Genomic DNA, 24,851 nt, shown 5'->3' on the forward strand with positions numbered 1-24,851 from the left:
GGAAAACTCTCATGGAGAACGGAATTGCTCGCGGCGCCGACATCGCGGTGATCGGCGCCGCGGGTAAGACCGGTGAAGCAGTCGTCGCTGCACTGCCGCCGAGCGTGACAGTTCGGCGACTGGTGCGAAAGGCGCGTGTCGACGGGGACTTCGAGGTAGAACTCGAAACGGGAAGAGGGCTGCGCAAGGCGCTCGCCGGGTGCCGCGGTGTGTACTTCATTGCCCCGAACGTCCATCCCGACGAGCCGGCACTGCTTCGCAATGCGCTGACGGCAGCGGCTTCGGCGGGGGTGGAGCACTTTGTCTATCACTCCGTGGCGTGGCCGTTCAGCCCGTCAATGCCGCATCACCTGGACAAAGCCAGGTGTGAGGACGAACTGCATCGTTCGCCCTTGAAATGGACTGTGCTGCAGCCATGTGCATACGCGCAGAATTTCGAAGCAGTACTCACGGGTCGGTCAGAGACCATCGTCGTGCCGTACAGCGCGGACACGAGGTTCTCGTTCGTGAGTCTGGCGGACGTGGCAGCTGTTGCCGCGGTCGTCCTGAGCGAGGGCCCGGGCGAGCATCACGGAGCGACGTACGAGGTGGGCGGCCCGCAAGCTCTGAGCGTCATGGAGGTGGCACAGATGGTGGAGAAGCAGACGTCACGTACCGTCGCGATAGAACAGATCAGCGTGGATCAATGGCGTGAACAGATCGGCAGCGGCCTGGACGTCAACGCCAGCTCACGATTGGCGGCGATGTTCGAGTTCTACAACCACCACGACTTCCTTGCGGGCAGTGCTGCCGTGGAACTGCTTCTGGGTCGCCGACCGATGGGCGTCGAGAGCCTGATTCGGTGAGGCTTGCTACGCAATGCCTCCTGCCGCCCAGACAACCAGTGGGGGCAGGGCGGCGAGGATCAGGCAGACCGTTCCGTTGAGCCACTTGTGTTCCACCGTGACGGCGGCGAACTCGCGCAGAATAGCGCTCGGCAGGTAGTACCGGGCGGTGTGGGAACCGATGACTTCTGCGTCCAGATCGAGGCTTCGGGCAAACGTTGCGGTTCGGAGTATGTGGAAGTTGCTGGTGACCAGAACCATTCGAGGCTTCGTGGTGTCGGCTCGGAGAAGGTCCCTGGTGTACTCGAGATTCTCGAGCGTGGTGGTCGAACGGTCCTCTAGCATCACGTTCTCGCGCGGGATCCCGTGATCGACGAGGTAGACGCACATTGCCTCAGCCTCGCTGACCACCTCGTCCGATCCCTTCCCGCCGCTGACGACCAACAGCGGTGAACGTCCTTCGCGGACCTCGGCGCGGAAGACGTCCGCGGCCTTGTCCAGACGGCTGGCCAGCAGGGGCGTCACGTCGGCACCCGAAAGCCCGGCGCCGTGCACCACTATCGCGTCCATCCCGGGCTGGTACTTCTGGCGTCCGTACACGTAGGAGTAGAGCAGAAAGCTCGTGAACAGAAACCCCAGGTACGACGCGACCAGGCTGAACGATCCGAGAACGACTGCGAGCCAATATCTCTGCGTCAGCAACGCTGATGCGAGCAGAACGTAGGGAACGAGCAGTCCGAGTCCGGCGACGAGGGAGAGCAGGTTCGCCACGCTGAATCCCTCGCGCCGCAGCATCGTGACCCCGTTGACGATCAGGAATCCTGCAAGCAGGAGCACCAGCAACGGCGAGAGCAGAGCGATCGTCGCGATGACGAACGACGGGATCTCGGTCCCCGGTGCACCCGACTGCAGCATCCACAGACCGGTGAAGATCACTCCGAGAAGTAGATAGACGCCGTTGCTCAGCCTCCGCCGATCCTGCCTGAACCGGTAGCCGCAGAATCCGAGCAGCGCGAGGCCGATGAGGAGAAGGATCACGGAGCCAGACTAGGCGAGGTGCCCACTACACGGGCGCCACCGTTTTGGACTGCTGGATCGCGGACAGCACCCTGGTACGGCACTCGATGAACAGTGGGTCCGCCTTGGTGGTCAGTTGATCTCGAGCTCCGGTCAACGGGACGTCGACGATGTCCTGCATCAATGCCGGCGTTCCGCCGAGTACGACCACTCGATCGGACAGGTACACCGACTCGTCGACGTCGTGGGTGACCAGGAGGACGGTGATACCAAGATCACGTTGAAGCGTCAGCAGCAGGTCTTCGAGTTCCGCGCGGGTCTGCGCATCGACCGACGCGAAGGGTTCGTCCATGAGGAGTACCTGCGGCCGATAGGCGAGAGCGCGAGCTATCGCTACTCTCTGCTGCATTCCGCCGGACAACTGCCAGGGGTAGGAACGCGCAGCACCACCTAGACCGACAACGGCGAGTGCATCGGTAACCCTCTCGTTCTGAACCTTCCGCGCCAGACTGTTGCCCCGCAGCGGCAGGCGAACGTTCTCGCCCACTCGAAGCCACGGCATCAGTGTGCGTCCGTAGTCCTGTGACACGAGAGCCAGAGTGGCCGGCGGTGCATCGATCGCGATCCCGGCGATGCGGACCTCACCGGTGGTCGGCTTCTGCAGACCGGCGATGCAACGAATCAGCGTGCTTTTGCCGATGCCGGAATGGCCGACGATGCAGACGATTTCTCCCGGTGCGACCGTAAGGTCGATCCCGCGGAGCACTTCGCGGCCGGTGGGGCCGCCGTAGGTCACCCCGAGGCCGCTCAGTTCGACTGCGGGTATCGATGCCGCAGATTCTGTGGATGACATCAGTTTCCTTTCACTGCGAGAGCGTCGTGGGTCCGCGGCTGCCATCTGAGCAACCATCGTTCGATCACGCCGTATCCGAGGTTGAGCACGTATCCGATGATTCCCAGCAGGAGAATTCCGGACCACATGTCCGCGATGGCGAATGTCTGTTGCGCGACGATCACGAAGTGACCGATTCCTGCAGTGGAGACATACATTTCGCTGCCGACCATGATGACGACACCGATCGCGAGACTGGTACGGATACCGACTGTTATCTGCGGCATCGCTCCGGGAAGGAGTACCTGCGTCACCAGGAGGGGTGTACGKATCCGGTAGCTGCGCGCCACCAATCGGATACTCGGGTCGATGGAGCGAATGCCGTCGAGGGTGTTGAGGAGTATCGGCCAGACCGCGCCGAAGGCGATGGCGGCAACGTTACCCGTCGAACCGGTTCCGAAAACGATGAAGAGGGCGGGCAATACGGCCAGCGCCGGAATGGCGCGGAAGAACTGGAGAAACGGATCGGCAATATCGGCAGCCAGCGGGAACAGGGCCAGCAGGAGACCGGTGCCGATGCCGACCACCAGTGCCACGGCGAGACCGAAGGCAAGGTTGGTCAAGCTCGGTACGACGTCGTGAGCGAATCCCGGACCGAACCAGTTGTCCACAAACGCTTTCCAGATACGCGACAGTGGCGGGAAGTAGGGCGACTTGCTCGACTCCGAACCGAAGTACCATACGACGACGATCAAGATCGGCAGCCACAACTCCCACGCGAGGAGTCGAAGTCCTGACATCATCTTCACGTCGTCATCCTCCTCGGGATGTAATGCCAAGCAAGTAAACGATTCTCGATCGCCATCACGGCGAAGGCGAGCAGCATTCCGAGTAGTCCGGCGACGATGATCAGTGGGAACATTCGATCGGGGACGGATTGGCTCAGCAAGATCTCCTTACCGAGTCCCGGCACGCCCGCGATCAATTCTGCACCGATGGTCAGCAGCAAGCTCAGTGTTGCCGAGATGCGAATCCCGGTGAAGATGTAGGGCATCGACGCCGGTGCGACGACGAGAGCGAGTCTGCGCCACAGCGGAAGTCGGAAGGAGCGTGCGGTCGCCAGCAGTTCCGGGTCGACGTTGCGCACACCGTGAATCGTCTGGAGCAGAATCGGCCACACACTTACTGCCACGATCAGCGCCACCGCCATCCGTTGCGTCGGGCCCATGATCAGCAGAAAGAGCGGAATGATTGCGAGCGGCGGAACGGTTCGGCAGAAGTCGATGACGAAACGGGAGGAGACCGTCAGGAACGGGTGCGCGGCGAGCAGCAGTCCTGCCGGGATCCCGATGACCAGGCACAGCGCCAATCCGATCGCTGTGGTGGTCACCGTTTGTCCCAGTGATGTCCACAACGAGGATGTGCCGAGTTCGTTCACAAGGGCCACTGCCACGTCGCTGAACTTCGGAATACCTTTGACGTCCTCGTCGCCGAGCATTCCGAAGATCTGCCAGGCGGCCGCCAACGCGAAGAGCGTCAGCAGCCGACCGAGCAGAACCTGCCTGCGGCGAGTCTGCAGAGTTGTCAAGGCGGACAACTCAGTTGGCCGGTGTCAGCAAGGAATCGGCCTCGACCGAATCCGTCAGTACCCCGTACTTGACCAGCAGTTCGATCTCCGTGCCGAGAGCACCCGGTTCCACTACTGCGACGAACTGAGGATTCTTGCTGTTGGCCAGCATTTCGAGCGGAATCTTGGCTTGTGTCGAGAGTGCAGCCTTGACGGCGCCCGGATTCTGATTGGCGTAGTCGACGGATTTGGCAAGCGCCGTAAGGAATTTGGCGAGTGAGTCCGGGTTCGCGTCGACAAACGATTCCGAAGCGACCAGCGAGGTCCCTGGCACACCGGGCGCGGCCAAGGGGAAGGGGTGGCCGAGGATCTTCAGCCCCGAGTCGGTTGCTTTGCTCAGGAACGGATCGATGAGGAATGCCGCATCGGCTCCGCCAGTGGAAACAAGGTCACCGAGGTTGGGCATGGGCGCCTGAATGAACGAGATCTTGTCCGCTGCTCCACCGGACTTCTCCACCGCAGCAGAGATGACTGCCTCGCTGACGGACTTCAAACCGCTGATCGCAACGGTTTTGCCTTCGAGGTCACGGAAGCCGCTGATGGAACTGTCTTTGGCGACAACGAGGCCGGACTGGTCGACGCCGTCACTCGCGGCAAAATTCGTGAGCCCTCCGACGATCGTGACGGGCATGTTCTGGCTGCGTGCCTGAATTGCGGCGGCGGCGGTCGTGGCTGCCATATCTGCATTTCCGCTGAGCAGCAACGGAATTTGAGCCGAGGAACTGGCGCCGCCCTCGACGAGCTGGATGTCGAGTCCTTCGTCGGTGAAGTATCCCTGCTCCATTCCGAGCCAGATCGGTGCGAAGTCTGCGATCGGCTGAGGTGCGATTCGAATCGTGGTGGTCTGGGTGCCCCCGTCGTCGGAGGCCGTGGCGTCGCTCGAGCAGCCGGTCAGTGCCAACGCAGCGGTCGCGACCGCTGCTAGGGCAACAACTCTGAACCGTGGTGTCGACCGAAGGGTATGTCCAACCGTCATGTCCGAAAGCCTCTCGCTGGGAAAGATATGACTTCCTTGCCGGTAATCCGGTGGGAAGGTGAAGACGCTCAAAGAATTCCGTACGCCGGAATGATTGTTGTGACTATAGTAATTTCCAAGGCGAATGCCAAGGGTTTTCCAAGAACACGAGATTTCGGATCGCCGGGTACATCCACGGCACCGGGAGGGGATCGGATGACGAAGGGTTCTGCGTCCGCCGTCGACAAAGCGCTGGATCTACTCGAGGCAATCGCGCGCTCGACCACGCCGATGAAGCTCAGCGAACTGGCAGAAGAAGTCGGGATGCTCCGCCCGACTGCGCACCGAGTGCTCGGAGAACTCGCGAACCGTGGTTGGGTCTTCCGCTACGACGGCCGCTATCTCCCCGGCCCGGCTGCACTGCAGGTTTCCCACGAAGCGGCAGCGCATTCGTTGGCGGCCTTGTGCGATCCGACCATGCGGGTGTTGTCCGAGAACACGGACATGATGGTGAATCTGCAGGTTCTCGAGAGCGGCGGGACGCGGATCATCGCGGCGCTGCGTCCCGAGAGACTCAAGATGATCACTCGGATGCTCGGGGATCTGCTTCCGCCGCACCGGTTCGCGGGTCCGCTCGCGTTGGTCGCGGCACTCGAGGACAACACCCGGGCGCCCTACCTGGCGATGGTGGAGAAGAGTGGCTATCCGCTGGAAGGCCCCACCGGCTTTCTCGCCGACATAGCCGAGACGCAGAAAACCGGATTCGCCGTTGTACACAAACGATCTCAGGACATCATCGGTTCGGTCTCGCGTGCAGTGTCTTCCCGCAAGGGATCTCCGCTCTGCGCGTTGACGGTGATCGGGTTCGATACCGACTTCGATGCGAAAACGACGCGAATGGTCGAAGAACACCTGCTGCGGGCCACCGATGAAGTGCAGCAACTCCTCACTGACCACACTTCGGGCAAGCGCCCGTCCGACACGGGAGAAGAAGGATGATTTCACGGACCGAGGGCTTCATCACCGTCGCAGACGGCGAACGGGTCTGGTACGAGACTGCCGGCGAAGGCCCGGATCTGATTCTCACGCACGGGCTCGGCGGCAACGCCGCGGTCTGGTACCAACAGGTACCGTACTTCGCTCAGCATTATCGGGTAATCAGCTGGGATCAGCGAGGATTCGGCCGGTCCACCAACGAAAAGGGCAACCACGGCCCGGTAGCGGCAGTCTCGGATCTGATCGAAATCATGAACCTGTTGGCGGTCGATCGAGCGCACGTGGTCGGCCAGTCGATGGGCGGTTGGGCCGCATTGGGGACCGCGATCGCTGTTCCGGAGCGGGTGGAGTCGGTAGTCCTGGCCTGCACGACCGGCGGCATTCCCGTCGGATTCGGTCCGGACGGCGCACCTCCCCTCACCGCGGCGCCCGTCACGGCGCGGCCACTGGGGGAACACCCCGCTGTGGGCGGACGGTTGCCGAGCTTGGACATGGCGAGGGCATACCTGTACCAAGCTCTCGGCACCTTCGGTCATCGCCCACCTGACACCGAGTTCTTCCGAATTCTCAAGGCCCACAACTACTCGCCGAGCGATCTTGCCGCGGTGACGGCGCCGGTTCTGCTGATCGCGGGTGAGCTGGACGATTTGATGACACCCGAGCGGATTCGCAGCGCCGCCGAGTTCCTGCCCCACGCCGAAGTGGTCGAACTTGCCGACCGCGGCCACTCCCCCTACTTCGAGGACCCACACGCGTGGAACGAGTTGGTGGCGCACTTCCTGGCCGATGTTCGTGCGCGCCCAGTGCGCTGAAACACCAACTCGTCACGCATATTCCAACTCCGAGGAGATCTAATGGATTCATCTCAGACCGTCGAGTTCATCCCACCCGCTTTCGATACGCCGTTCTCCACCGGAGTGCGCGTCGGAGACGTTCTATATCTGTCGGGTCAGATCGGCATGCTCCCGGACGGGACCTTGGCCGACGGCTTCGAAGCGCAGGCTCGACAGACCATGGAGAACATCGTGGCTTCGCTGATCGCTTACGGTTCCGGCGTCGAAGCAATCTTCAAATGCACTGTCATGCTTGACGACATGTCTCGTTGGCAGGAGTTCAACAAGGTCTACCTCGAGTACTTCCCGGCGTCGAGACTGCCGGCCCGCAGTGCGTTCGGAACAGATGGACTGGCGCTGGGTGCGCACATGGAGGTCGAATGCATGGCGTACACACCGCGGGTCTGACTGCTCGCGGGCACTAACCGTCCCAATCCACACGTTCAGCCAGGCGCAGCAATGTGCGTCGGCGCGTAGTGCTGGTTTCGCCGATGTGCGCGATCCGGCCGTAGATGTGGGCGCGGAAGTTCTCGATACCGTCCCGATTCTGTTCCTGCGCAGAAGTACTGGCGGCATTGTGCAGCAGGGCACGCAAGCGATCGTAGTCGTCACGCGGATACGACGGTTGGTCGTTGATCACCAGCCCGGTGAGGTGTTGGCGTCGATGAGGGCGCATCACCTTGGTCTTTCGTGGATGGATGGCAAACCCTTCGTCCCTGGCGATCTGCTCGACGCTCCAGAGGAGGGTTCCGACGTCGGCAACTTCGATTCCGGAGAAGGCGAGGTCGTCGGCGTATCGGGTGTAGGTGAGCCAGTTTGCTTGTGCGAGTCCACTCAAGCGGATATCGAGTTTGCGCGCGACGAGATTCGCCAGTGCAGGCGAAGTTGGCGCGCCTTGCGGAAGATGCGCGGTGCGTAGCTGTGATGCCTGTGCATACGGTAGGCCGCGCAGGGTATCGGCAGGTGTTGCAACAGTGCACAATCCGGTGAGAACTCCCGCCACTGCGGGTGGATAGCCGAGGGCTGTGAAGACGGCGTGAACGCGGCTGCCGGTGATCGAGGGGAAGAACTGCGCGAGGTCCACACCGATCACGATTTCCGACTGTGCGTGCGGCGCTGCGAAAGTCAGAGGGCTTCGACCACGGACGAATCCGTGTGCCGCGTCGTGTGGGGGCACCAGGTCGAGTATGCGGCGCAGAATCTTGCGCTGAATCTCGCGCAATCGAGGTTTCGGTACCTCGAGGAGGCGAGCGCCGGTCTTCTTGCTGATCTGCATGGGCCGGTAGTGGCGTAGCGGTAGGGGTTTCGTGCGGAGCCATTCCCCTCGGTCGGCAAACCACTCGAGTTCGGAGATCGTCAGATCCAGTGAACGAGCCAGGTCCACACTGGTGTTGTAGCGGGGAACGTCGAACCGCCACACCGAAGATTCATTGGTGTCCAGTGAGAGAGGAACAGGCCGCAGGCGAGGTAGTTCGCGAAGCAATCGGTACAGCGTTTGCGGTTCGAACGGTGGGGCGGGCATGAGGTCGAGAACGCGCACGGCCAGGAGCGTCGGGGAAACACCGAAGACGGTTCCGAATGCCTCCTCGAGGCCGCTGAGAGTCCACGGAGCGTCAGCAGCCGCAACGGCCAGACGACGCGCCAACTCGGGATCGAGCTCGAAGTCACGCATGATTCGACTCCGGGATGCGACGGGGCGGGGTGACCAAATCCTTTGTCCGGTGCGGCGGCAAGCACGCGGAGCGTGCCGAACGCCGGTGGACGCAGTATCCAATTCTTCTGGCCGACCCAGGGGTTACCCCTGAGACTGGTCGCGTGGACCAACTCTCACCCACGCGCCGCCGCATCTCTTCACAATGGCAGACCGTTCGGTATCTGTCACGTGTGAAGCGGATCTGTCAGGTGTGGGCCCTCAGATCGACGAACGATCCGAACCGACGAACTCGCTGATCCACGGCACGACTGCTTCGCGGACGGTGACCGCCTGCGGCAGTAGTCCGTTGCTCAGCAGGAGATCGGCCGCGCGCTGCTGCTCGTCGAGGAACTCGTCGGTGACCGGGTTGACACCGAAAGGACGTCCGCGCAGTGCAGCTTCCCAGGCATTGATGCTCGCGGACCCGCCACGCTTCTCGATGTCGTCGACGAAGATCTGCGCGGCTTCGCGGGGGTTGGCTTCGATCCAGGCGTCGGATTCCTGCAGGGCCTCGATGATCGCCTGGAGGGCCTCCGGGTTGGTATCCGCGAAATCGCGCCGGGTGAACCACAGTGAGGGGTGGCTGAAGAGTCCGTCGGTGGCGATCAGCGTGCGCAGTTCGTGGTTCGCTTCGATGTCGGTCAGCCCCGGGTACGCCCCTACCCAGGCATCGATGGTGCCGTCGACGAGGTCCGCTCCACCACCGCGCACGTCGGTGTCGACAGGGACGATGTCGGACCAGGTCAGCCCCGCCTGATCCAAGGCGAACAACAAAAGTGTGGTCTGCCATGATCCGTGCGCGATGCCGACGCGCTTGCCGCGCAGGTCCTCTACCGTGTTGATCTCGGACTCTGCCTTGACTACCAGGCGCCCGTTCTCCACGCGGGGGCCGGAGATTCCGATGTAGACGAGATCGCGGCCCTGAGCCAATCCGGTGACCGGCGGCGTGAATCCGGTTCCGATCACATCGTATCCGCCCTCCTCGAACAGCCAGTCCGAGTGCAGGGTCGGCAAGGCGTTTTCCGGGTTCACTGCAGGCTTGGCGGGAAGCTCACGCAGGTCCACCCACTCGACGTCCGGGAGACGACGTTCGAGGATTCCGGTGTGGCGCAAAACGAACAGTGAATTGTTGTGTGGGAAGTATCCGACGCGAACGGTCATGAGATCTACGCTTTCCTGTTCTGAATCAGTGATGGGGGTGGCTAGATGAGGCCGCGTCGACGCGCCTCGTCAGCGAGTCCGCTACGGCCCCACTGGACCGTGAGGTTGGACGGATCGAATTCGACCGAACCGCCGAGGGTTTCGGCGATCGCCTGGAACTGCGCGCCTTCCTCGAGGAGGACGACGAACTTCGCGAGGTCGAGCAACCCGCTGCGGCCGATGACGTTGACCCCGCCGTTGGCTTCGAAGATCGCCACCAGATCGGGATCGTGTTCGAGACGCTCGAGAATGAACTCGCCCGCAGAACGGGACCGATCGATGTGCGGCGGAATCTCTCGGGAGAGCGTCAGCCTCTGCGAAGCCGCATATCGGATGGGTAGCGTCCGGTGTGTCTGGGCCCAACCGCCGAGCCACGGAGTGTGGATGTGGACAACGCTGGTGATTTCCGGATGCTCACGGAACACTGACGCGTAGCCGGTGACAAAACCAGCCGATCCGTTGCCGGACAGCACCTCTCCATCGAACGTAGCGACAACCGGTGACACCGACGGATCGTCCGCCCACGGTCCCGGGTCGTTCAGGGCGACCGCGATTTCGGTGCCGGGTACGCGTTCGACGAAGTTCACGGTCCCGTTGGCTGCAACCGTTCCAGTCTTGCGGAAGACGTCGAATGCCTTGTCTGCTGCTTTGCGCGCTGCTTCGACGAATGCTGCGGTATCGGCGTCGAGTCGAGTTTCGGTGGTGGTCATCGAGTCTCCAGTCCAGAAGGTGTGATCGGGGTGCGCTGCAGGAGGGGAAGAACTTCTTCGCCGACGCGGTATGCCTCTTCGAGATGCGGGTTACCCGCGAGGATGAAGGCGTCGACGCCCAGTTCGCGCAGCTCGTCGAGTCTTTCGGCGACCTGTTCGTAGCTGCCGACCAGTCCGAACGCTGGTCCGCCGCGGATGAGGCTGAAGCCACACCACACGTTGGGCTGCACTTCCAGATCTCGGTAACCGGTGATGTGTTCGGGCACCCACCCCTTGATGCGGGCGGCGCCCACCGAATCACCCTGCGCTGCGCGGTCGGCGGCCCCCTTGTCGACGAAAGCCCAGCCTTTCTCGATCTCGGCCCACGCGGCTTCTTCGGTGTGCCGGGCAACGACGTCGATGCGTACGGCGAACTTCGGGGTGCGTCCCAGCTTGGCCGAGTTCTCCCGCACGCCGTCGATCTTGGCTCTCAGATCGGCGTACGGCTCCAGCCAGGAAAGGTAGTAATCGGAGTGCAGTCCGGCGGCGGCGACGGCTGCTGCCGAAGATCCGGAGAAGTACACCTCGGGAAACGGCTGGCCGGCAAGTCCGGGTGGCAGTGCAGCGCCGTGGGTTTGGAAGAAGCGACCGTCGAAGTCGAAAGGTTCGCCGTCCCACACACCCTTGAGGACATCGAGGAACTCGGATGTCCTGGTGTAGCGATCGTCGTGGTCGACTTTGTCGCCCCACCACAGCTGAGGCGCGCCGCCTCCACCACTGATGATGTTGTAAACCAGACGTCCGCCAGTTGCTCGCTGCAGACTCGCCGACATCCGCGCGGCCTGCACCGGGTGAAGGAACCCTGGTTGGAACGCGACCATGAAACGGTACGTGGTGGTCTCGGCGGCCAACGCTGCTGCGGTCGCCCACGGATCCTCGGTCATCGGGAAGGACGGCAGCAGTCCACCGAGGAAGCCGGCAGACTCGGAAGCCTTTGCCACTGCGGCCATGTGGTCGATGTAGCTGTATCCGTCCAACTCGCCGCCGCGGATCGCGGGAGCGATGTTGCCCGGCCCGTATCCACCGGCATCGCCGCGGTTGTAGCGACGCGGAGTACGCAGCGACGCGTGGTCGCCTTCCATCCCGATCCGCCAATAGAAATCGATGCTCATGCGGTGGCCTTCTCTTCTGTGGTGGCCTTCTCTTCCTTGCGGATCCGACCCTCGGGATCGACCAGGTGCAGGAGATGCTCGCCCGCCCGGTGCAGCTCTTCGATGTGTGGCCGACCGGACAGGACGAAACCGTCCACGCCGAGATCGCGATACGACGACAAGCGCTGCGCCACTTCCTCGTAGCTTCCGACGAGGCCGATACTGTGCTCGTAGCCGATGCGGTCGAATCCGGACCACAGGATGCCGCCCCGGTCGATCTCGAGTGCAGCGGAATCGGATTCTCTCAGTTGCCGTTCGACGCGAGCCCAGGCTTCGTCGGCTGTTTCCCTCGCGATGATCGGGATGCGCAGGACCTTCTCGACGGTCCTGCCGAGTCCGGATGCTCGGTCGTCGAGGGTGGTGATCCGTGTCGACAACTCGTCACCGGCAAGGGTGAACTGATGGACGTCGGCATGGTGGGCCGAGAGTTCCAGAGCTTCCGCTGAGTCTCCGGTCAGATGTACTCGGGGAAAACGGAGTCCCGACAAGATGCCTCGGAATCCGCCGCCGAGTACGTCGTAGTATTCGCCGTCGAAGTCGTAACCCGTGCCGCCGAATCCGCCGGGGAGAATCTGTTCCTCGTTCCACACACCGCGTGCGACGGTCAGGAACTCCGCGGCGCGCGCGTAGCGGTCGGCTCCTCGAACCGCGTCTCCGCGAGCAGCGGCGTCTTCGGGGTCCGTCTCTACCTTCACTCGCCATTCGAGACGACCTGCCGACAGGCGCTGAAGTGTCGCCGACATTTTGGCGGCGTAGACGGGGGTGCCGAAAGTGGGGTGARACTCCACGACCACTCGCGAATGACGCGTCTGACGTAGGGCGGCGGCAGCAACGATCCAGGATTCTTCGCCATTCGGATCGTACGGTGCGACAACGCCGTCGACGCCCGACAGTTCGGCTGCGAGAACGATCTGTGCCAATTCGTCGAAGGGCCCGAAGTTTCCGGGGCGAACATCGGTCGCGACGGTAGTCGGTCGCTGTGGCCCGAAGCCGCCGCGACTGTTCAGCGCGGCCACTGCCCGGCGTCCGTCACCGCGCGAGGGCAGCTCCCAGTAGACGTCCGTCATTCTTCTGTGCCCTTCTGCGCGGCGACAAGTGCGCGTGCCTGTTCCAGTGGTTCGTGCGCCACCCAGGACTGCAGGTCGAAGTCGGCGGCAAGGAAGCCATGCGCATACAGGAATTGTTTCTGCACGCCGAGCAGGTCCACACGCTCGTCCGACAGGCTCAAATGCAGTCCGGTGTGGAAGTTCTCGCCGTAGGCTGCCACCACACCTTCGGGCCCGGACTGTGTTTCGTTCTGCAGCACGGCTCGGACCTCGTCGATGTTGGCTGCGGCCCAGTCCGCTGCTCTCAGGCTCTCGGCGAGGAAACCGACGACGATGTCCGGGCGCTGTTCGAGTAGGTCGGCATGAACCGTGATCGGTCGTGGGGTGCCGTTGTTGACGCGATCACGTAGGGATGCAGTGGAATCGAGATCGACGGCAACGGCGAGGCCGTGTTCGCGGGCAACTTCCTGGGCGCGGGCGCCCTTGACGTAGATGGCGTCGACGTCGCCGCGGAGCAGGGATTCGACACCCCACGTCGTGTTGCGGGTGGACGAGGCGGTGCGGACCTCGGGGGCTGCGGTCGTCGCAACCTCGACGAGGGTGACGTCGGTAAAACTCAACTCGCCCAGTCGAAGTGCCGAGGCGAAGCCGTGCAGGGCCATGGCGCGAGGAAAACTCCTGGCCTGATCCGCCGCCCAGGCCGGGATACCGATCCGAGCGCCGGCCAGAAGACCTGCTTCGCGGATGTCGGAGTCTCCGCGCACCAGGATTGCCTGGGCCTCGTCGATCCAGGTGAGCCCGATGAGCCTCGTCGGAGAACCACTGGCACGCGCAGCCAGTGCGGGGACGTTGCCGCCTTCGCGAATGAGTCCGGAGAGATGGTGATCGAAATGGCGCACTGCCAATTCCGGTCCGGCATCTTGCAGTACGCCGAAACGCACTCCGGATTCGTTTGCCGTCCGGTCGAGCCAACCGAGACTGTTGGCGAGACCGCTGGCGGTGGGAACGGGGCAGCGGGTGTACCAGAGTGTGTCGATTGCGGAATCAGCGATCAATGTCATGACTGTCCTGTCCGTCGGGGAAGGTGCGGCCGACACCGAGTTCCTTCAGGAAACTCGCTCGGTAGCGCAAAGATTCGGGATCGTTCCGATCGCGGGGGCGTGGCAGGTCGATGTCGACGTCCACGGCAAACCCGCCCTTGTCGAGGATGAGCACGCGGTCGGCAAGCCGTACGGCTTCGTCGACGTCGTGCGTGACGAGTAGTACAGCCGGACGGTGGCGGGCGACCAGATCGCCTACCAAGTCTTGCATTTGGAGCCTGGTCAAAGCGTCGAGGGCCGCGAACGGTTCGTCGAGCAGTAATAGTTCAGGTTCGCGAACGAGAGCGCGAGCCAATGCGACGCGTTGGGCCTCGCCGCCGGAGAGGGTGGCCGGCCAGGCACGGTGCTTGTCCGCGAGGTTGACCTCGGAGAGTGCGTTGCGTGCATTGTCGGTCACCTGACGTGACCGCTTCTGTCCGACTGTGACATTGGCCAGAACTCGCTTCGACGGGATCAATCGCGGTTCCTGGTAGACGACCGTGCGGTCGCGCGGAACCAGCACCTCGCCGCTGTCCGGTGCTTCCAAACCGGAGAGCACTCGCAACAGGGTCGTCTTGCCGGTGCCGCTGGGGCCGAGGAGAACGACGAACTCTCCGCGTGTGATCTCGAGGTCGATACCTCCCAGAACAGTCTTGTCACCGAACGACTTCCGCACTCCGGTGAGTGAGACTGCCACCGGTGATCCGGCTCGTCGTTCGGCCGCAGTGGTGCCGGTCCGCTCACGCGTTGCCAACGGCGGCAGAGGTGCTTCGGAGGTAGGCAGCGAGCCGACGGTCGTGTTCGTCACCGCGCCACCGACAATCTCCGCCACGGCATGGAGTACCGCTCGATCAGCCTGACCACGGCGTCGAAGATGAGACCCAGCGCCGCGTACATGACGATGCACAGAACCATGTAGTCGGTACGGTTGTATTCCTGCGCCAGGGTGACGAGGTATCCGATGCCCTCACGTGTGCCGACCTGCTCGGCTGCGATCAATCCGGTGATGCTGAGCGACAGGCAGATTCGAAGCCCCATCAGAACGCCGGGGAGGGCGGTCGGAAGAATCGCTCCGAACACCAGTCGCCAACCTGTCAGTCCGAAACCCTGTGCCGCTTCCACCATCTTGCGATCGACCCCGCGCACACCGAGGTAGGTGTACGCGTACATGGGGGCGACGGTCGCGACCGCGATCAGGACCACCTTGAAAGTTTCGTCGATACCGAACCAGGCGATGAACAACGGAACGAGCGCGAGGAACGGGACCGCGCGATTGATCTGCATGGTCGAGTCGATCAGTTCTTCGCCGAGCGAGGAGAGACCGGAGAGAACCCCGAGCACCAATCCGACGATCACACCGACCGAAACACCGAGTGCAGCACGTTGAAGCGACGCGAGACCGAAGTCGACCAACTGACCCGACTGGTACAGCTCGGCGAATGCCGTCCACACCGCCGGAGGTCCGGCCAGGATCTCTTCGCGGATCAGTCCGGTAGCGGATCCGATCCACCATCCGGCAACCAGCAGCGCGGGCACGAGGAAGCGGAGGGGTATCGAGACCCACTTGGGCCTGCTGCGATTGCGCCGGTAGCGGGGCGTTTCGAGTTGCGGATGCTCCACCGACGGCGACGCCGTTCGTGCGGGCCGGGTCAGCGTCACCATCGGGTCACTTCCCCTCGGTGGTGGGCGCTGCCGCTGCCGAACCTGCCACAGCACCCTGGAGGTCGAAGATCACATCGCTGCCCTTGAGCGGCTGCTGGATCACCTTGTTCTCGGCGAACAGTGTGGAGATCGATTCGAGGTCGGTGGCATCCGCTGCGGTCGGATAGCGGAAGTTGGTGATCTGGCCGCCCAGGGTGATCGCGTCGTCGAGCCGCTGTCCGGAGAGTGCACGCGGACCGGTCTGTTCGAAGACGTTCTCGAAGGCTGCTGGGTCGGCCTGCTGCTTCGCGGTGAGTTCCTGGGTGACCTCGAGGAACTTCTGGACCACCTCGGGATGCGCTTCGAGTACTGCGGTGCGGCCGGCGATGATGGTGCTGTCCACGGAGTCGATGCTCGCCTCGGTTGCGATCTCGACCGCGCCCTTGGCCTTGGCCTCCTGATACGGAATCAGGAACGATGCCCACGCGTCGACCTGCCCGGTGGAGAACGCCGACGCCGCGTCAGCCTGTTGCAGCGGAACACGTTCGACGGAATCGATCGGCACTCCGGCCTGCGTCAAGGCCTTGAGCGTGATGTACTCGCCCTTACCTGCAGGGTTGACGGCGATGCGCTTGCCGGCCAGATCTGCGACTGTCTTGATTCCGGATTCCGGAGTGGCGATGATGCCGGCCTGGTCCTTGTTGTACGGGTCGGACGTGGCGAAGATGCGGACACCCACGTCCTTGGACAGTGCACCGACGACGGGACTGTATGCGCCGGTTTGGATGTCGAGTTCTCCGCTGTTGAACAGTTTGAGGTTGGAGCTGAATCCCGGTGTGGTCTTGACCCATTCGATCTTTGCGCCCAGCGGTGCCAGCGCCTCGTCGTAGGTTCCGTCACGCTTGCCGACGGCGATGGCACCGGAGTTTCCGGGATCGAAGACTTTGAGCGTGAAGTCGGCGCTGGAATTGCCTGCGGCGCTGTCGGAATCGGAAGACCCACACGCCACCGCCAACCCGGCCAGCGGGATCATGGCGAGCGCAGCGGCAGCTCGTGGCAGTCGGCGGAAGCGGGACATGTATGTGGCTCCTTCAGGCGTTGATTCGTCAGAACTGACGACGATGACGCTATTGGGTGCGTGTCTGTTTTACCCCCGTTTGTTTTCTGGAGATTGGAAATCTTGACAACATCGGAAGTCTGTTCATCTGGGCTTTTGTGGGTCCGCGTCTGGTTCCTTTCCACCTGACGGAAAGGATGGCCGGACTGCTGGGTCCGTGTTAGCGTCCGATTCTCAGGTCGATCAGGCCACAGCGAAAGGATCGTTCGTGACGGACGCACGCGGCGCGGGAGTTCAGACGGTAACCCGTGCCCTGACCATGCTCACATGTTTTCGCAGTGGCGAAGAACTGGGAGTCTCGGAAGTTGCGCGGCGACAAGAGCTTGCGGTCAGCACCACGCATCGATTGCTGCAGTCGCTCGTCGACGCGGGGTTCCTCGAGAAGGACGACGCAACCAGTCGGTATCGCATCGGCGCGGCGCTGGCGGCCTACGGACAGGTCTCCTACCGGCAGCATCGGATCTATCTGTCCGAGCCCTATTTGGAGCAATTGGCCGCGACGACAGGAGCATCCGCCTCCCTGGCAGTGCGAAGTGGAAGTGAGGTGGTGTTGCTCGGATTCAGTCGGTGGCGCGAGGCCGACGGGCACGTGCTCCAGGGTGTCCGCCTTCCCTTGCATGCGAGCGCACTCGGGAAAGCGTTTCTGGCGTGGTCCGATGTCGACGATTCCGAGCTCGCTGCGCTGCCACGTGAAGCGACCACTCAGCGTGCGATCACCGATGTTGCCGGTATCCGCCGGGAATTGGAACTGACTCGTGAGCGAGGATACGGATTCAACGACGAGGAGTTGACCCCGGATTACCGAACGATCGGAATTCCGATCATCGATGGATCCGGCACTGTGCGTTACGCTCTCGGGCTTCGTGGTCCGGTCGAGCTGATGATCGACGAACGGATTCCGTTCCTCGCCGACCTTGCCAAGGTGACTGCGCGACAGATCGGTGAAGTGCTTCTCTGAACTGGCGTGAAGTGCTTGTGGCAGATCCGGCCGAACGTGATTACCGTTGAAGCCGAGGGCGCGATCGCACAATGGCTACGCGACGTGACCGCGTCCTCGCGAGCGTGGAGACGAGTGATGACGACGATCGGTGTCGTTGCCCTGGTGCTGGGCGTCCTGTTGATCGTGGTCGAGGCGCATGCCCCAACCGCGGGGGTGCTCGGTGTGCTTGGAGCACTCATGATCGGTGCCGGCGTCTGGATGCTTTTCACATCCGACGGTATCGGGCAATTGATCGCGATCCCGGTGACGGCGGGAGTCGCGGTAGTCGGCCTGGGCGTGGTGGCGGTAGCGAGTCGAAAAGCGCTTACCGCGCGCCGCGCTCCCGTGCGTACGGGGACGGAATCTCTTGTCGGTTCCGACGCGACCGTTCGCAGTTGGACCGGCGCGCAGGGTCAGGTCGAGCTTGACGGCGGATTATGGAGTGCTCGAATGGAATTCGGGTACGACGACTCTGTGCCTGCCGTRGGCGAATCCGTCGTCGTAGAGCAGGTACGAGGCCTGACTCTGAAAGTGCGCCGTCGTGAACCGTGGGAGCTGCCGCTATGACCACCGTGCTTGTCGTGTTGTCCGTGTTTGTCGTGCTGATTGCAGTCCTTGTGGGAATGTCGGTGAGAGTTCTGCGCGAGTACGAGCGCGCGGTGGTGTTCCGCCTCGGCCGATTGATCACCTTGAAAGGCCCAGGCCTGGTGATTCTGGTGCCGGCGATCGATCGCATGGAACGGGTCAGTCTGCGAACCGTCACGCTGAAAATACCGGTCCAAGAAGTGATTACCCGCGACAATGTTCCTGTGAAGGTCACCGCCGTCACGTACTTTCGGGTCGTCGACGCTGACCGTTCGATAGTCGAAGTCGAGGACTTTCTGGCCGCCACCTCACAGATCGCCCAGACCACACTGCGCTCCATCCTCGGTAAAGCTGAGCTGGACTCGCTGCTATCCGAACGGGAACGCCTCAACGAGGATCTGCAGAAAGTCATCGACCAGCAGACCGAACCGTGGGGCGTCAAGGTCACGACCGTGGAGATCAAGGACGTCGAGATTCCAGCCAACATGCAGCGCGCCATCGCCAGGCAAGCTGAGGCCGAACGTGAACGCCGAGCCAAGATCATCAACGCCGACGCAGAGTTTCAGGCTTCGGCCAAGCTCGCCGAGGCGGCCGAGGTGATCAGCCGCAATCCGACCACCCTGCAATTGCGATATCTGCAGACACTTCACGAGATCGGTAGCGAGAACAACTCCACCGTTGTCTTCCCCTTGCCGCTGGATCTTGTCCGGCCCTTCATGGGCGGTCAAGCGGAGGTCTCCACAGCCACCCAAGAACATGCCCGTTCTGTCTGGAATGCGAAAGTTGTTGATTAGCAGCTAGTTTCATCTTGTTTTCTCTTGTATTCGAAACTGTGTTCGAATATGATTGCTGCATGGACAGTCGGGAAGCGTGGCAGCTGGATGGCGAGGGCCTCAAGAGTGAGGTTCTCGATCTGGTGCGTGCCCGGCATGAGTTGCAGTCGCGGTTGGTGTTGTTGATCGTGGAGATGTTTTCCCGTGAGGTTCTCGGTGGGAAGGGTTTTCGGGCGATCGCGCAGTGGTTGCATGGTTCGACGAATTTGGAGATCGGTGAGTGCAGTCTGCTGGTCGGGTTGGCGCGGTTGTTGATGCTCGAACCTGTGGTGGGCGATGCGTTTCATCGTGGTGATGTTGATGCGTTGAAGGCGCGTCAGGTGGCGTCGTTTTGTCAGCATCCGCCGAAGAACATGACCCTGGCGGATGTGGACAAGGCCCGTGGGATTTTGTTGTCGTTGGCGTCGAAGAATATTGCGGATTGTGATGCGGTGCGGGCGGCGATCCGCCGAATCGAGAAGCAGTACGGCAAGCGTGAGGACGGTGTTCCGGTCGGCGAGGATTCGGAGCGTAACGAGTTCTACGCCTCGAAAGGCTTGTACGGGCGGGTGTCTGTGAAGGGTGATCTGGATGCTGTGAACGGGGCGCGTCTGATCACGTTGTTGTCGAGTCTGTCGGCGCCGACGCCGGAGAAGGATGGCGTGAAGGACACGCGTACTCCGGCATTACGGCGTGCGGACGGGTTTTGTGAATTGTTGCGCCGGTACGAGCGGGCGGGGTTGGGTCCGATCGAGGGCGGAGTGAAACCACACATCACGGTCACCGCGTCCGCGAAAGACATGACCGATCTGCAAGCGTTGAAAGACTTCCTGCCGTCGACGGAGGAACTCGGGTTTGCGTGGACGGATTGGGTGGGTCCGATCAGTATCGACACTGCCCGGATGTTGGCGTGCGACTGCACCGTGACGCGGATCTTGTTGGATGAGAATGGTGTTCCGCTCGAGTGCGGTAAGGAAGCGAGAACGGCGACGGTGCCGCAGCGGCGGGCGTTGGCGGTTCGGGATGGYGGGTGTGCGTTTCCGGGGTGYGGGACRCCGTCGGGGTGGTGCGATGCTCACCATATTGTTCACTGGAATGATGGTGGCCCAACAGATCTCGACAGATCTTGTTGTGCGGTCATCATCATCGGACGATGCACCACACGGAATGGCGGGTGGAGATCGGTCCGGATCGGAAGTCGGTGTTCTACCCGCCGATGTCGATCGATCCGTATCAGCATCCGATCGGTGGGAACAGCCCACCTACAGCAGCCTGAACGGGCGCAACTGAATACGTACACACCGGGGCATAGCCATGCCCCGGTGTGTACGGCGTGTGCGGTCAGAGCATCGTCGAGATATGGTCCGGAAGCGCGACACCTGAGTCGAGATCCTCGGACGGGATCGGTTCACCGAAGTGCGTAGCTGCGGGAACTACTCCAGCCCAAACGGTTTCGACACCAATGTCGGCAGCGTCGTCGCCGGGGCCGCCGGTGCGGGCCTTGACGGAAGCCTCGTACAACGGCAGGGCAAGAACGATGGTTGCCGCCATTTCCTTGCGCGTGTGATCCCGAAGGTGTTGGGAACGTCCGGGAACCACCTGGTCGACGATCAGATTCAAAGCCTTCACTCGCTCGTCGCCGTCGGTCACGACTCGAGGTGATCCGATGATGACGCCGCTGCGGTAGTTCATCGAGTGGTGGAAGCCCGACCGCGCCAACACGAGCCCGTCGAGGATCGTGATGGTGATGCAGATTTCGCTGTCCGGAGCCAAGCTTCGCGAGGCCACCGAGCCGTGAACATAAATAGACCCGCCGCGGTCAGGGCCGTCGAGGTCGAACCCGTACGCGGTGGGAAACACCATGGGAACTCCGCCGACGTTCACGCCCATGTGGCACAGCTTCGCGGACTGCAAGACGTCGACGAGTGCCGCGCGTTCTGCGACGCCGTGGTGGCGGGCGCGCTTGTGCGTCGTACGTGCTGTCGGAGACAGCGGAATAGGTGCAGTGGGGGCAGGAGCAGGGGCAGCAAAGACAACGGAATCTGTCATGCAGACGATGCTGGTGGCAAAGTGGCTTCAAGTCATGGTCCAATCAGTGGAGACTTCGATAGGCCACTTCGATTTGCCACTTCCGAGAGGGTTCAGAATGTTTCTTCCTTCGGCGGTAGCCGTCGTCCTCGACCGGACAGATCGGCGGGCGCTCCCGATCCAGATTGCCGACCACCTCAGAGCGGATATCCGCAGTGGTAAGGCGGCAGTGGGTCTGAGGTTGCCCAGTTCCCGGAAGCTGGCGGCGGAGCTCGAGGTGGCGCGGGGCGTCGTGGAACGGGCGTATGAGCAGTTGATCGCCGAGGGTTGGCTTGTCGCTGTGCACGGCTCGGGTACCTTCGTTGCCGAGGCGCCCTCTCCCGTGGTCACTCCCACGACTACACCGAAGAAGACCGCCGACAAGATGTCGCCCAGGGTGCAGCTCCGGCCAGGCGTGCCGTGGACGCCGCCGCGTGCATCGGCAGCGTGGCGGCGGGCGTGGCGTGACGTCGGGTCCAAACCGCCACCATTCGAGGATCCCGATCCTGCGGGTGACTACGAATTGCGTTCGGCACTCTCGGAATTGCTGGCAAGAGCCCGCGGAATGTCGGTTGAACCCGAGAGAATCCTGATCACCTCAGGTGCCACGCATGGTCTCGGCCTCGCCCTGTCGGCTCTGCGTACCCGTGGTGCTGTTCTGGCGATGGAAGATCCCGGATACCGGTATGCGTCCTCGGCCGCAACAGCCTGTGGATGGTCGCTGCTCGACGTGCCCGTCGACGCTCATGGTCTCTGTGTCGACCAACTCGAAACGGCGTCGGAGGGCGTCCGCGGTGTGTATGTGACACCGTCCCATCAGTATCCGACGGGTGGGCTGCTTCCGGTAGGTCGGCGCAACCAGTTGATCGAGTTCGCACGCGCCCGCGACGTCGTCCTGTTCGAGGACGATTACGACTCCGAATTCCGTTACGATGTAGCGCCTTTGCCTGCGCTCGCCCAGTTGGCTCCTGATCGGGTGGTGTATCTCGGAACGGTCGCCAAGACGCTCGGCGCCGGAATTCGATTGGGCTGGTTGGTAGCTCCCCTCGACCTGGTCGACCGCATAGCATTACACCGCAAGCGAATCGGCGACTTCCCGTCGGTTCCGTTGCAGCAAGCACTCCTGTCCCTGCTCCGTGACGGCGAATGGGATCGGGCGGTACGTACCGCCCGGCGCAGGTACCGGGAGCGCGATCGGGCGGTCGAGGAAGCGCTGTCATCGTTCGGTGAACTGCGGGGTCTCGGCGCCGGCATGCACACGACGCTCATGCTCGACGCGGATCTGGCAGCCACCGTCGCTCGCGAGGCACTTGAACACGGCGTCGAAGTGCCCACCCTGGTCGAGTCCACCCGAACGCACGGAGACCCCGGCGGATTGGTCATCGGCTACGGGCGAGTGGAATCCGCGGACCTCGAATATTCGCTCGAGGTGATAGCCGAGTGCCTCGCACGTCACAGCGCGTGAAGTCTCGTTGATCGGGAGTGCGGCAACGGATGGGCGTGGTCCAGTTCTAGCGTCTGCTCGTGACGATCCGAAGCCAGACCTTTCCGCACCTGCTCGCACCAGGCACCATCGGCCCGATGACCGTGCCCAATCGCGTGGTTCTCCCTGCGATGGACATGAACCTGTGTGAAGACGGGGAAATCGAAAAGGGCGACATCGACCACTTCGTGGCTCGTGCGGCCGGTGGAACGGGTCTGATCATCACCGGTTGCTGCGCTGTTGCGTACCCGCTGGGCTGCACCAGCCGCAAGGAACCGGGGCTCTCCGAAGACCGGTTCATCCCCGGACTCAAAGCGCTGGCCGACGCGGTGCACGACGCAGGCAGCAAGCTCTGTGTGCAGATGACACACCACGGCAAGGTGGCGCGCATCGATACCCTCGACGGCCGACCCCAGTTGGTCCCGTCCACACCGAAGCCGCCGGGTGACATGAGTGCGATGGCCGATTGCACGCCCGAAGAACTGGGCAAGATGGCTGCCATCAACGAGGGCAAGAGGGCGACCTACCACGAGGCCACAAAGGAAGATCTTGATTGGCTCGTCCGCATGTTCGCCGAGGCTGCCGGACGGGTGAAAGCGGCGGGCGGCGACGCCGTCGAGATTCACTGTGCCCACAACTACGTCCTCGGAGCGTTCCTGAGTCGGTACACGAATCAGCGCAGCGATGAGTACGGAGGTTCCATGGAGAACCGTGCTCGCCTGGCTTGTGAGGTTATTCGGGCGGTCAAGGAGGAGGTCGGTGGTGCGCTTGCCGTCATCGTGCGTCTGGCCGGTCAAGAGTACGGCGAAACCGACGGGCTGACCGTCGACGAGGCTGCTGCGGCCGCCAAGATGTTCGAAGAGGCCGGCGCTGACGCCATTCACGTCACCGGTACCGCGCTGAATGCTTTTGCCAACTTCACCGACGGCCCCCTGCCCGACAAGGTCGGCTACTACACGGACAATGCAACGCGAATCAAGCAGGCGATATCGATCCCCGTGATCACGGTCGGACGTATGCTCCCCGAGGTCGGCGAGAAGATGATCGCGGAAGGTCGCACGGACTTCGCCGCGATGGGCCGCCAGCTCCTGGCCGATCCACAGCTGGTGAACAAACTCAAAGACGGTGTACCCGAGCGGGTTCGGCCTTGCATCAATTGCTACGTCTGCGTGCAGGAGAACTTCTGGGACGAGACCCCGCTGTGCGCGGTGAACCCTGCCCTGGGCAACGAAGCGCTGCTCCCCTTCGTTCGGACCAGCACTCCGAAACACGTTGTTGTGGTCGGAGCGGGCCCCGGTGGTCTCGAAACGGCTCGCGTGGCCGCTGAACGTGGGCACCGAGTCACGGTGTTGGACAAATCCGATCGCCTTGGCGGCACCCTGTGGTTCTCGAGCCTCACTACCCCGGACAACGGACGTCTGCTCAGCTGGTTGAAAGTGGAGATCGAGCGTCTCGGTGTCGATGTTCGACTGAAGACCGAAGCCTCGGTTGCTTCGATCCGGGCACTGAACCCCGACGCCGTAGTCGTGGCCACCGGTGCAGTTCGTGAGCGGCCTAGTGTTCCGGGCGGCGACTTGCCGCACGTGCACACCGGTGATTCGTTGCGCGCGTTGATGACCGGAGCGGGAGACGTCTCACAGGTGCCGCCGTTCCTGCGGACGATGGCCAAGTTGGGCAAGCTGTCCGGTATCACCAAGAGCCCCGCGGCGATCCGAGCTGTGACCCGCAAGTTCCTGCCCATGGGTAAGGACGTTGTCGTGATCGGTGGTTCGCTTGTCGGACTCGAGCTTGCGGAGTTCCTGGCCGAGCGAGGTCGCAATGTGACGCTGATCGAAGAAGGCCAGCAGTTGGGTATTCCGATGGCGATGCCGCGCCGCTGGACGGCTGTGCGCCACGCCAAGCATGTCGGTGTGGACATTCACCGCAATTCTACGGTGCAGCGAATCACCAAGGAGCACGTCGAATTCCGTTCCGGTGACAAGACACTGACCGCTCCAGCCGACATGGTTGTCGTCGCATCGGGGGTGTCAGCGCAAGCGCCGCTGGCCGACGCTCTGATCGGCGTCGTCTCCGACGTGCACGTGGTCGGTGACGCGGTGAACGTCGACTACATCGAAGGTGCGATGCACACGGCGTGGAAAGTTGCGATGGATCTTTGACCCATC

The 24,851-nt window shown here is 62.6% G+C and carries 24 protein-coding genes and 1 pseudogene; 10 read left to right on the forward strand and 15 right to left on the reverse strand.

Features of this window, described 5'->3' with window-relative positions; all coding sequences use genetic code 11:
* The first annotated feature begins 11 nt into the window (after positions 1–11).
* Positions 12–845: an NmrA family NAD(P)-binding protein gene (locus AC1DWA_RS16755; RefSeq protein ID WP_197942200.1), complete on the forward strand. Its 834-nt coding sequence runs from the start codon at positions 12–14 to the stop codon at positions 843–845.
* Positions 846–851: 6 nt separating this feature from the next.
* On the opposite strand, the gene AC1DWA_RS16760 is transcribed toward AC1DWA_RS16755, so the two are convergent.
* From AC1DWA_RS16760 to AC1DWA_RS16780, 5 genes are read right to left on the reverse strand one after another with little or no spacing between them, the layout of a single operon-like run.
* A complete protein-coding gene (locus AC1DWA_RS16760) occupies positions 852–1,862 on the reverse strand; it encodes a YdcF family protein (protein ID WP_019746084.1) in 1,011 nt (336 codons plus the stop codon).
* 25 nt (positions 1,863–1,887) lie between these two features.
* Positions 1,888–2,694, reverse strand: coding sequence for an ABC transporter ATP-binding protein (locus AC1DWA_RS16765; protein ID WP_069145278.1), 807 nt, complete (start codon positions 2,692–2,694; stop codon positions 1,888–1,890).
* Positions 2,694–3,476: an ABC transporter permease gene (locus AC1DWA_RS16770; RefSeq protein ID WP_477847929.1), complete on the reverse strand. Its 783-nt coding sequence runs from the start codon at positions 3,474–3,476 to the stop codon at positions 2,694–2,696. The genes AC1DWA_RS16765 and AC1DWA_RS16770 overlap by 1 nt, the downstream gene beginning before the upstream one ends.
* Positions 3,477–3,478: 2 nt before the next feature.
* A complete protein-coding gene (locus AC1DWA_RS16775) occupies positions 3,479–4,261 on the reverse strand; it encodes an ABC transporter permease (protein ID WP_477847914.1) in 783 nt (260 codons plus the stop codon).
* A gap of 10 nt (positions 4,262–4,271) precedes the next feature.
* A complete protein-coding gene (locus tag AC1DWA_RS16780; RefSeq protein ID WP_477847916.1) occupies positions 4,272–5,276 on the reverse strand; it encodes an ABC transporter substrate-binding protein in 1,005 nt (334 codons plus the stop codon).
* A 195-nt stretch (positions 5,277–5,471) separates the two neighbouring features.
* On the opposite strand from AC1DWA_RS16780, the gene AC1DWA_RS16785 reads away from it, so the two are divergent.
* The 3 genes from AC1DWA_RS16785 to AC1DWA_RS16795 are packed head-to-tail and all read left to right on the forward strand — an operon-like array spanning position 5,472 to position 7,492.
* Positions 5,472–6,254, forward strand: coding sequence for an IclR family transcriptional regulator (locus AC1DWA_RS16785; RefSeq protein WP_355332937.1), 783 nt, complete (start codon positions 5,472–5,474; stop codon positions 6,252–6,254).
* Positions 6,251–7,063 carry an alpha/beta fold hydrolase gene (locus AC1DWA_RS16790; protein WP_256064204.1) on the forward strand — a complete coding sequence of 271 codons (813 nt, stop codon included), beginning with the start codon at positions 6,251–6,253 and terminating at the stop codon, positions 7,061–7,063. Before AC1DWA_RS16785 ends, AC1DWA_RS16790 begins: the two co-directional genes overlap by 4 nt.
* Before the next feature lie 42 nt (positions 7,064–7,105).
* On the forward strand, positions 7,106–7,492 hold the full coding sequence (locus AC1DWA_RS16795; protein ID WP_003946047.1) for a RidA family protein: 387 nt from the start codon (positions 7,106–7,108) through the stop codon (positions 7,490–7,492).
* Positions 7,493–7,505: 13 nt separating this feature from the next.
* On the opposite strand, the gene AC1DWA_RS16800 is transcribed toward AC1DWA_RS16795, so the two are convergent.
* The 9 genes from AC1DWA_RS16800 to AC1DWA_RS16840 form a co-directional block, all read right to left on the reverse strand.
* Positions 7,506–8,756, reverse strand: coding sequence for a reverse transcriptase family protein (locus tag AC1DWA_RS16800; protein ID WP_080910782.1), 1,251 nt, complete (start codon positions 8,754–8,756; stop codon positions 7,506–7,508).
* A 240-nt stretch (positions 8,757–8,996) separates the two neighbouring features.
* Positions 8,997–9,938, reverse strand: coding sequence for an ABC transporter substrate-binding protein (locus AC1DWA_RS16805; RefSeq protein ID WP_141488107.1), 942 nt, complete (start codon positions 9,936–9,938; stop codon positions 8,997–8,999).
* A 41-nt stretch (positions 9,939–9,979) separates the two neighbouring features.
* Positions 9,980–10,687 (reverse strand): class II aldolase/adducin family protein, encoded by a 708-nt coding sequence (locus AC1DWA_RS16810; protein WP_020909735.1) that lies wholly within the window; start codon positions 10,685–10,687, stop codon positions 9,980–9,982.
* Positions 10,684–11,838 (reverse strand): LLM class flavin-dependent oxidoreductase, encoded by a 1,155-nt coding sequence (locus AC1DWA_RS16815; protein ID WP_003946051.1) that lies wholly within the window; start codon positions 11,836–11,838, stop codon positions 10,684–10,686. Before AC1DWA_RS16815 ends, AC1DWA_RS16810 begins: the two co-directional genes overlap by 4 nt.
* Positions 11,835–12,944, reverse strand: coding sequence for an LLM class flavin-dependent oxidoreductase (locus AC1DWA_RS16820; RefSeq protein ID WP_477916841.1), 1,110 nt, complete (start codon positions 12,942–12,944; stop codon positions 11,835–11,837). The genes AC1DWA_RS16815 and AC1DWA_RS16820 overlap by 4 nt, the downstream gene beginning before the upstream one ends.
* Positions 12,941–13,984, reverse strand: a complete 1,044-nt coding sequence (locus AC1DWA_RS16825) for an ABC transporter substrate-binding protein (protein WP_477847923.1) — start codon at positions 13,982–13,984, stop codon at positions 12,941–12,943. Before AC1DWA_RS16825 ends, AC1DWA_RS16820 begins: the two co-directional genes overlap by 4 nt.
* Positions 13,968–14,810, reverse strand: coding sequence for an ABC transporter ATP-binding protein (locus AC1DWA_RS16830; protein ID WP_029256741.1), 843 nt, complete (start codon positions 14,808–14,810; stop codon positions 13,968–13,970). Before AC1DWA_RS16830 ends, AC1DWA_RS16825 begins: the two co-directional genes overlap by 17 nt.
* Positions 14,807–15,664 carry an ABC transporter permease gene (locus AC1DWA_RS16835; protein ID WP_019746071.1) on the reverse strand — a complete coding sequence of 286 codons (858 nt, stop codon included), beginning with the start codon at positions 15,662–15,664 and terminating at the stop codon, positions 14,807–14,809. Before AC1DWA_RS16835 ends, AC1DWA_RS16830 begins: the two co-directional genes overlap by 4 nt.
* Positions 15,665–15,668: 4 nt before the next feature.
* Positions 15,669–16,721 carry an NrtA/SsuA/CpmA family ABC transporter substrate-binding protein gene (locus AC1DWA_RS16840; RefSeq protein WP_019746070.1) on the reverse strand — a complete coding sequence of 351 codons (1,053 nt, stop codon included), beginning with the start codon at positions 16,719–16,721 and terminating at the stop codon, positions 15,669–15,671.
* 247 nt (positions 16,722–16,968) lie between these two features.
* Between AC1DWA_RS16840 and AC1DWA_RS16845 the strand changes: the two genes are divergently transcribed.
* The 4 genes and pseudogenes from AC1DWA_RS16845 to AC1DWA_RS16860 all read left to right on the forward strand — a co-directional run bounded on the left by AC1DWA_RS16845 (position 16,969) and on the right by AC1DWA_RS16860 (position 20,412).
* Positions 16,969–17,718 carry an IclR family transcriptional regulator gene (locus tag AC1DWA_RS16845; RefSeq protein ID WP_020971387.1) on the forward strand — a complete coding sequence of 250 codons (750 nt, stop codon included), beginning with the start codon at positions 16,969–16,971 and terminating at the stop codon, positions 17,716–17,718.
* Between the two features lie 117 nt (positions 17,719–17,835).
* Positions 17,836–18,306, forward strand: a complete 471-nt coding sequence (locus AC1DWA_RS16850) for an NfeD family protein (RefSeq protein ID WP_020971386.1) — start codon at positions 17,836–17,838, stop codon at positions 18,304–18,306.
* Positions 18,303–19,118, forward strand: coding sequence for a slipin family protein (locus AC1DWA_RS16855; protein ID WP_020971385.1), 816 nt, complete (start codon positions 18,303–18,305; stop codon positions 19,116–19,118). The genes AC1DWA_RS16850 and AC1DWA_RS16855 overlap by 4 nt, the downstream gene beginning before the upstream one ends.
* Positions 19,119–19,177: 59 nt before the next feature.
* Positions 19,178–20,412 (forward strand): annotated as a pseudogene (locus tag AC1DWA_RS16860) (HNH endonuclease signature motif containing protein).
* Between the two features lie 65 nt (positions 20,413–20,477).
* Here the strand turns inward: AC1DWA_RS16860 and AC1DWA_RS16865 are convergent.
* Positions 20,478–21,185: a pyridoxamine 5'-phosphate oxidase family protein gene (locus AC1DWA_RS16865; protein WP_021334672.1), complete on the reverse strand. Its 708-nt coding sequence runs from the start codon at positions 21,183–21,185 to the stop codon at positions 20,478–20,480.
* Between the two features lie 97 nt (positions 21,186–21,282).
* Here AC1DWA_RS16865 and pdxR point away from each other — a divergent pair, with 97 nt between their 5' ends.
* Positions 21,283–22,668: a MocR-like pyridoxine biosynthesis transcription factor PdxR gene (pdxR, locus tag AC1DWA_RS16870; RefSeq protein WP_113682832.1), complete on the forward strand. Its 1,386-nt coding sequence runs from the start codon at positions 21,283–21,285 to the stop codon at positions 22,666–22,668.
* 59 nt (positions 22,669–22,727) lie between these two features.
* Positions 22,728–24,845, forward strand: coding sequence for an oxidoreductase (locus AC1DWA_RS16875; protein ID WP_070797618.1), 2,118 nt, complete (start codon positions 22,728–22,730; stop codon positions 24,843–24,845).
* Positions 24,846–24,851: the final 6 nt, after the last annotated feature.

The sequence above is a fragment of the Rhodococcus sp. P4_F3_2 genome, from assembly GCF_056401335.1.